This is a genomic window from Bacillus sp. AR2-1 (genome assembly GCF_008368755.1).
Classification (GTDB): domain Bacteria; phylum Bacillota; class Bacilli; order Bacillales; family Bacillaceae_G; genus Bacillus_A; species Bacillus_A wiedmannii.
The window spans coordinates 1-2,653 of the sequence record NZ_QORY01000053.1 but is presented as its reverse complement, the minus strand read 5'-3'; the positions used below and the strand labels follow the sequence as shown (position 1 = coordinate 2,653).

The following is a 2,653-nucleotide window of genomic DNA, read 5'->3' as shown; positions in this document are numbered from 1 at the left end:
AGTAAAAAGATATTATCTAAGTAAAATAGGAAAATGGTTTAGAAAAATAGAAAGTGAATGGGAAGCACAAATATCCAACAGTGAAGAGCAGCATGTATTAGAAGAAAAGTAAATACAAACAAACCAGGGGGCGCATTTCATGTTTAATTTACAAGAAGATATGTATGAGCAATTGAAAGAGAAAAAAGGGGAAATTACTGTATTTTTAAAGAATGGCGTTCCAGTACGTGGGCAGATCCTTGCAACGGATAAATTTACCGTTCTTATAATGGTTCATGGTAAACAACAACTAGTCTACAAGCAAGCAATCTCCACAATTCTTACGTAATTCTTTTTCCTTTTTCGAGAGAAGAGGCAAAAACAACAAAAAAAAGAAGATTGAGATCAATCTTCTTTGAAAAAGGAACAGATGACAGATTACTACTCCTAATCAATTATAATTAATCGTGTAGCGATATTCAATTCACTCTAAATTTTCTCAATATTTTTGCCTTATTATTAAATTATAATATAAGTAATTCTTTTTATTATTAGGGATACCGCCAGCATTTCAGAAAAAAACCACACTAAGAGTATGCAGGATTTTATACAATTTTTCGGATAATCAAGTAACAAACGAGAAACCTAAAACCGTACCATAATAGGAATGTATAAAAAAATGCATAGATCCATAGAACGGAAAAAGGAGGTTCCCTTGTGAGATTAGGGTTCCTCCTTTTTCCTAGCTACCGATAATAATGCGTTATGTTAATTAGGGTGTATAAAGTATGCATTCCATCCTTTCGGATCTTCTTCAACTAAAAGGCCCGATTATTGTATAAAAAGAAACTATTTTGTTTAATGAAAAATACTGATCTTTGAATCTTAATGTAACATATAATTTACATAAGGGAAATTATATGTTACATTAAGATTGGAGGATATGCTATGAAAAATAACGTAAAGCTCGCCCGTGTAAAAGCGGAGTTAACACAGCAAGAACTTGCCGATGTCGTAGGTATTACTCGGCAAACAATCAGTTTAATTGAAAAAGGAAAATATAATCCATCATTAAAATTGTGCCTACAAATTTGTTATACGGTGAATGCCAAATTAGATGAGATTTTTTGGATTAATAGGGAGGAATTCGAATGAAAAAAATCACTGATGAACGACTAATAGTACAAAATTTACAACACATAAAAATAGCTTATATAGTACAAACAATCGGGGTTCTCAGTATTCTTGGCTATGAAGTCTTTAAAGGAGGCATAGAAGGAATGACGAAGAACCCACTATGGATGGTTTTCATGCTTACTTCCATTATCTACAGTTATCTGAACATGAGTGTTAGTGTAGAGCATGAAAGAAAGCTAAAAAATCCAGTAAAGTCGTTAATTATTAGTCTCATTGTGGTCACAATCATTGCACTTGTTTTTACCATCCTTACTTCCATTACCCCAAACTTCAACTGGAGCAACGGTTTATTGATAGGAGGAATTATATTTATTTGTGGAGTTATCCCTGTTTCTTATGTGTACCGTCTTAGGATTAAACAAGAAAAAGATCTGGAGGAAAATGATTAAGCAATACCGATAACGAAAATTATGTAAATAAGCTGTCCATATGGACAGCTTATTGTATTGTTGGCTTAGCGTGGGTTTTTTCCGAAATGCTGGCGGTACCTCTTTTAGCAACATAAATTGATTTTTTCTATCCCTCGTGAATTTCTTTAATACTTTTTCCTTCTAAAAACGCATGTCCCGTTTTAATTTTTTCTACTGTTTCAAATCCATACTTTGCATACACCTTTTCTACTGTTTCATTAATTGGGATCACCCAAAGATTATCTAGTCCTCTATTCATTACTTCACTTTGAATAAAGTGAATAAGTTCACCTATTAACCCTTTACCTCTAAACTTTTCAATTGTAGCAACACTTTCCATTCGGGCTTGTTTTTCATGTTCAAAAATACAAGCGATGGAACATGCTACTCCATTGTATCTAAGTAGATAGTGAGTGAATGCTGGATGTTGGAATTCATCTTGAAAAGCTTTTTTTCTAACTTCGCCTCCCAACTCTTTTATACTACATTCAATATCTAAAGCTTCTTCAAAATTTAATTCAGATACCTTTTCAATAGTAACTTTTTCATTTTTATCTTTTTTAGTTAGTTCCTTATTCCATAATTGAACTGGACTTATTAATTCTTCAAATCCAAAATTCTTTATTTGCAATTCAGAAATCAGTTTTTCTTGCATATCTAAGTTGTATATATAAAATCTAGGTACTATATTTTTAGTCTTATAGAACTGGACTACTTCATCTACTATCATTTGTGGATTTAAACTTACTACACTTACATGTGCATGATTTGCATCATAATAATATGGGTTACTTTCATTACAAAATATAGAACCCCATGATTTCTCTATTCGGCTAGTAAAGGTTTCAAGATATGCAAAATCAAGCTCAAGAACATTTTTTAAACTAGTCATACGATATTCCCTCTTCTCTATTTATATCTTCTATACCTTATTATACATTTAAATATTTTAATTTTCAGTTTTTTAAATTAAAATATTTCCAAGAAGGGGTTCCACCACATCGCTATCAAGCTAACAAAACTAAATTTCCTTAAAATGAAAAAATACGCCATCCTTTCTGTATATT

4 protein-coding genes and 1 pseudogene are annotated in these 2,653 nt (G+C 31.5%); 4 read left to right on the top strand and 1 reads right to left on the bottom strand.

The genetic code is table 11. The features are described 5' to 3' along the window. The 4 genes and pseudogenes from DT250_RS31250 to DT250_RS31235 all read left to right on the top strand — a co-directional run. Positions 1-112: pseudogene (locus DT250_RS31250) on the top strand (transposase); the annotation flags it as partial. A 27-nt stretch (positions 113-139) separates the two neighbouring features. Continuing rightward, positions 140-328 (top strand): RNA chaperone Hfq, encoded by a 189-nt coding sequence (gene hfq / locus DT250_RS31245; protein ID WP_107888432.1) that lies wholly within the window; start codon positions 140-142, stop codon positions 326-328. A gap of 599 nt (positions 329-927) precedes the next feature. Continuing rightward, positions 928-1,134 carry a helix-turn-helix transcriptional regulator gene (locus tag DT250_RS31240; RefSeq protein ID WP_149214381.1) on the top strand — a complete coding sequence of 69 codons (207 nt, stop codon included), beginning with the start codon at positions 928-930 and terminating at the stop codon, positions 1,132-1,134. Next, on the top strand, positions 1,131-1,565 hold the full coding sequence (locus tag DT250_RS31235; protein WP_098481202.1) for a hypothetical protein: 435 nt from the start codon (positions 1,131-1,133) through the stop codon (positions 1,563-1,565). Before DT250_RS31240 ends, DT250_RS31235 begins: the two co-directional genes overlap by 4 nt. A 127-nt stretch (positions 1,566-1,692) precedes the next feature. On the opposite strand, the gene DT250_RS31230 is transcribed toward DT250_RS31235, so the two are convergent. Beyond that, complete coding sequence (locus tag DT250_RS31230) at positions 1,693-2,478, bottom strand: GNAT family N-acetyltransferase (RefSeq protein ID WP_050822701.1); 786 nt, start codon at positions 2,476-2,478, stop codon at positions 1,693-1,695. Positions 2,479-2,653 lie beyond the last annotated feature (175 nt).